Raw genomic sequence first — 5,025 nt, forward strand, 5'->3', positions numbered from 1 at the left:
AATAGATTTTTTCGCAATACTAAAGTTCTGCACTGAAAGTGCAGGGTTTTAAACCCATTACTGAGACCAATAAAAAAGGAAATATTCATAAGCTTTGGTTAGCCAACAACCAAATCAACAGGTTGCCTGCCAGCATTGGCTATTTGAAAAATCTTCAGCTAATTGACTTGCAAAATAACCCGGTTTCACCCGACCACCTCGATGAAATAAGCCATTGGTTGCCCAATTGCGAAATCATTTTTTGATAGACCTTACTAACTTTTAAAAATATGAGAAAATTTAAAATTGGAGATAAAGTACAACATTTGTCCGGAGGCCCTGTAATGGTGATCAAAGAATACGAACAAGCATTGCTCAGCGAACAGCTCACCCGTAGCACAAACGATGAGTACATCATAGGACAATGGTATGATGCCACCGAACAAAAATTTGCTGAGCAACGGTTTCATCAAGATACAGTGCAAAAAGTAGAGTAAGCTTCAAGCGACAAGGCGAACTATTCAATTACTTTTCCTTGTCGCTTGTTGCTATACACTGATGACTCATACAGATTAATTATATCAAAAAACCACCATCTGAAGTAAATACCCCACCAGTAGAATAAGAAGATGCCTCTGATGCCAAAAATAGCGACAAACGGGCAATGTCTTCGGGAGTACCCAAACGAGCAATTGGCAAGCCTTTCATAAAGTGGTCGCTTATTTGTTCGTTTTGCCAAAGCGCTTGACTAAACTTGGTTTTGATCAAACCAGGGCAAATCGCATTGGCGCGAATGTTGTGTCGCCCCCACTCTTTGGCCATTACTTTGGTAAGCATTACCAAGGCAGCCTTGCTTACACTATAAATACCCAAACCTGGTTCAGGCTTAAGCCCTCCTATACTACTCATATTAATAATAGACCCACTTTTGTTGGCTTTCATAGAAGGTAAAGCAAGCTTAGCAAGCTCAAAACAACCTTTGACGTTTACATCCATTATTTTATCAAAAGCTGACTCATCGCAGTTTTCTACCGCACCAAATACGGGGTTGGTGGCCGCATTGTTTACTATAATGTCTATGCGCCCATAGTGCTCAAGGGTTTTGTCTACCAAAGTTTTAATACTATCCATTTTGCCCATGTGGGCTTCTATGCCTATAGCCTCTCCCCCGCTCTGGCGAATACTCTCGGCTACCACGTCTACTGCGGCTTGTTTGCGGCTACTCACTACTACTTTAGCTCCGTGGGCAGCATACAAGCGCACAATGGCCTCTCCTATGCCTTTGCTGGCACCTGTTACTATAGCTACTTTATCGTTTAGGCTCAGATTTTCTTTCATTGTTGAATGATTTGAGGATTTGAAAAACGGAAATTAGTATAAAAATACTAATTAAAGAAAGAAATATAATTATATATAGTCAAGCTAATACTATAGTAGGGTTCTGAGGAATTGAGGTTCTGAGAGGGTGCTGGGAACTAGGGACACCCTCCACAAGCAACTAAAAAATTCATAGTACACTTATTTTCAGTTATTTATAAATTCCCTGAGAGGGTACCAGGGACTATCTAATGGTTTGTTCGGCTGTTTAAAGTAAGAAATATCAATACACTGTCAATGAAGTACCGATAGGCATCGACACCTGAGAACTTGTGACTTGTGACTGGTAACTTGCCGCTTCAAGCTTGAAGCTTTACCTAAAACCTCGCACTTAACACAACCTTTCCCCGAAGTTCTTCATAATTGTTGAGTGGTAACAATGTATCCAACTTATTTTGCTCAACACCCACAGTAAAGGTATAATAATTAAGAAAAGTAAGGGAAGACTCCAGCCCCCAATCATACTTGATGCCCTCTTTTTGGTTTTTGCCGTAGTTACCCTTGATACTATTTTGCCAAACACCCCAAAAAGTATAAGTCAACGAACCACCCACAGTCAACCATTTGCCTTCTTCCCTGCCTCCTTTTTGGTCTAAAAAATTTAATTGGGCACTGGCCTGGAGCGGAAAGCTAAAGCTCGTCACTTGTTGTAATGTATAGTTTCTGATAGAGATGTTTTTCAGGTTAAACTCCTCCGATTGGGTGCGGGTTTCCTGCAACAAGGCAGTCAAGGTGGTTTGCATTTGTGTACTGCCTTGTGTGTAGTTGTACCCGGTGTGTACATTCAGTATTTCTACATTATTCAACTCGTTGTTTTCAATCAGGTTTTTACGGTAATCCAGCGCCATAAATGGCCATTTTTGAGGCGTAAGGCTAACATTTAGCCCATATTCTTGCATCAAAGACGTCGTTTCTTTTCGTCCGGTGAGGTTGTCGTGCCAGTAGCCATACAGAGGCGTAACCGTCAATTGATTTTTCCAAAACTTTTGCTCAACGCTCACTTCTCCTCCTTCTATGTCGTTGCGAAAATAAGGCACCCCCAACGAGAAAAAACCGGGCGTAATTCGCTCTAGTTTGCCATGCAGGGTGGTGCGCTCACCCAACTGATAATGTAGCCTGAGTCCATACGCCTGCCCTACCTGTAGGTTTCCCTGGTCGGTGAGGGGTTGTTGCAAAAATTCAGCAATGTGGGTATTGGTTGCCGGAAGGTTCTCACGGCTTAAGTCCAGCGTAGTCATCGATTGGGCAAACTCTACTTCCACTTCCCATTGTTTCCAACGCCACTTCGCATCTGCCCCCCATACGGTATTGCGTCGAGGCTTGTCAAAAAACGAAGTATCACCAATGCCTGTAATAATGCTGTCGCCTCTAAAGGTAGTGAGGTCGTCTTGCCCTTGTACATGGTTTATAAACAAGTGGGTGCCTTCTTTTTTACCCCAACCCGCCCGGTAAGCCTTCAACTTGCGGGTGTAGTCGTTGTTGGCGGCAGTGGCCACTTTGTTTTTGGCGCCATAATACGCCAAGTGCAGTTGCCCCGGTTGTAGCTCTATGCCCACCCCATCTATACGAGCACCGCTCAGGGTAAAGTCGGTAAACTGAGGATGACTGGTGCCTACGGTCAGGGTTTGTAGGCTTGCCGCCAAAAACGTGGGCAAAGAAATGATCCCTGCTTGTTGTAGCTGTTGCAAACCTTCTTTGTTTTTGCCTGCTCTAAACGACTTTAGTATTCGGGCATTTTCGTAGCCTAGCAAACGTTCGGGGGCTTGCTTTGCCAACGAATCACGGTTTTCGTAGAGGTTTTTCAAGTCGCTTACGGTTAGGTTTTGTCGCCCCAAAAATTTGCCCAACCGTTTGTTCATCTTTTTCAAAGCCTTGCCCTTGGTGCCTTGGTATTTTTGTTTCAAGCCTGCTTTCTTTTGCTCGTACAATTGCGTGGTTTGTTGCTTCAGCGTCGCTGATTTATCTTTCAGCTTTTTTTCCAATGCCTTGGGATTGCTTAGGTCTTCGGGGTTTACGCCTAGTTTAGTGTAAGCTTTGGCAAGGGTAGGATTATCGTTGATTTTTTGCCCCAATTGCTGGTAATAGCGGGTCTTTTCTTTTTTTGCCCAGGCAGTGCCTTTAGTTTTGAGTTTTTGCTGCCAGTTTTTTTCCCACTCTTTTAGGTTTTTCAACTCTTCCAGGTCTTTCAACTGTTGCAGTTCGCCCAGGTGTTGGCGTACTTCGTTTTGGGTAAAACTCTCTATTTCTTTGATTTGCTCAAACTTGTAGAGCTTGTCCAACGATTGGTACTCTTGTACGTTGTACACTTGTTGTAGCTTGCGCAAACGGGCATCTACACGTTGCTGAAGTTGACGTTGAAGAGTGGCTATGTCTAGTCCTACCGAAAATTGGTTCATGGGTTGGCGCAGTTCCGATTGCTCGGTGGTAAACAAGCCTTGTACTTTGAGCGGTACGCCTAATACACTGACCCCACCATTGACCTGAAAACGGGTAAAATCACCGGGTATGCCCAAGGGGTAATTGCCTTGTCGCTGGGCGGTATGTCGTTCGAGGTTGGCTTGCAAGCCGTTGAACTTGAGCAAAGGAGGGAGTCGAAAGCCAGTCACTTCTTTTTTGCTTTCTCCATAGACGTTTTTCAAAATGGCAAACCGCTTTTGCAGGTCTTCTTTTCCTTTGGTCTTTAGTTGGCGGTAAGGGGCACGAGGGTCAAGCTTTTCTTTCAAAAATGCCTTGCTCTTTTCGTGCACTGCTTTTTTTCGTGCCTCTAGTGCTTGTTGTGCTTTTTGTTTTGCCGCATCTACTTTGGGCAATTGACGGGTTTGGGTGTAGGCCATTGGGCTCCATGCCAGGCAGCATGCCAATACCCACCAAGCATAATAATGCTTCAGTTTTTTTCTAAATGTATTCATCAGTATGACCACTTTGGGTGGTATAGTTCAGGTCGTTCTTATATTAGTTACTTCTTTGTGGATGAATAACGGAAGGTTTTTGCAAAAAAATTTTTCTTGATTCTTCAGGTACTTGGCAGCTATTTTATAAGTAAAAAACCATATTACTTCCTTATTATTTTTCATTTACCCAATTAACTAACTGATAGTTTTGACTGAATACGTAAATCAAATATTTCCTACTTTTTTTACAAAACCAATGAAGAAACACTTTTAATTCGCCCAGAGATAAAGCAAAAAGCCCAAATCAGTTTTACATGATTTGGGCTTTGGTTTATTTTGGAAAGTTACAAACTTCCTACTATTTGTTGATTTAAGTTACCACTACGTTTAAACTTAAGGCTCTTATAAAGAATTGGGCTGAAGGATTATTGTATACTCATGTTTGCTCTTCACTAGGGCAACCACAAGGGATTGCCCCTACACTTCTTTGCCAGGTAACACACGGAAATAACCTTTTTTTTATAAAACCAATGAGGAAACACTTTTAATTCGCCTGGAGATAAAGCAAAAAGCCCAAATCAGTTTTACATGATTTGGGCTTTGGTTTATTTTGCTGCGCTTAAGCCAGGCAGTTGTAAATTGAACAGGCTTCGCATACTTTGCTATCGCAAAACAAGTCACAGACTTGTCATTACTTGGTGCTTTCAAGTCTTCTTCGAAAGACTTAAAAGAGCTGGAAGCTGGGCTGTTTTTAAATTGAACAGGCTTCGCATACTTT

At 42.5% G+C, this 5,025-nt stretch carries 4 protein-coding genes; 2 read left to right on the top strand and 2 right to left on the bottom strand.

What is annotated here, in order from left to right; translation table 11 throughout:
• Positions 1-38 precede the first annotated feature (38 nt).
• Both Q0954_RS32750 and Q0954_RS32755 read left to right on the top strand, forming a co-directional pair.
• Positions 39-245: a leucine-rich repeat domain-containing protein gene (locus Q0954_RS32750; RefSeq protein ID WP_299465867.1), complete on the top strand. Its 207-nt coding sequence runs from the start codon at positions 39-41 to the stop codon at positions 243-245.
• A 24-nt stretch (positions 246-269) separates the two neighbouring features.
• Positions 270-476, top strand: a complete 207-nt coding sequence (locus tag Q0954_RS32755; RefSeq protein ID WP_299465870.1) for a hypothetical protein — start codon at positions 270-272, stop codon at positions 474-476.
• Positions 477-555: 79 nt separating this feature from the next.
• Here Q0954_RS32755 and Q0954_RS32760 read toward each other — a convergent pair whose 3' ends face one another.
• Positions 556-1,317 (bottom strand): SDR family NAD(P)-dependent oxidoreductase, encoded by a 762-nt coding sequence (locus Q0954_RS32760; protein WP_299465873.1) that lies wholly within the window; start codon positions 1,315-1,317, stop codon positions 556-558.
• A 356-nt stretch (positions 1,318-1,673) separates the two neighbouring features.
• The gene (locus Q0954_RS32765; protein ID WP_299465876.1) at positions 1,674-4,265 is read right to left on the bottom strand and encodes a hypothetical protein; all 2,592 of its coding nucleotides are present in this window, start codon (positions 4,263-4,265) and stop codon (positions 1,674-1,676) included.
• Between the last annotated feature and the right edge of the window lie 760 nt (positions 4,266-5,025).

The organism is uncultured Microscilla sp. (assembly GCF_947493425.1).
Lineage (GTDB): Bacteria > Bacteroidota > Bacteroidia > Cytophagales > Microscillaceae > Microscilla.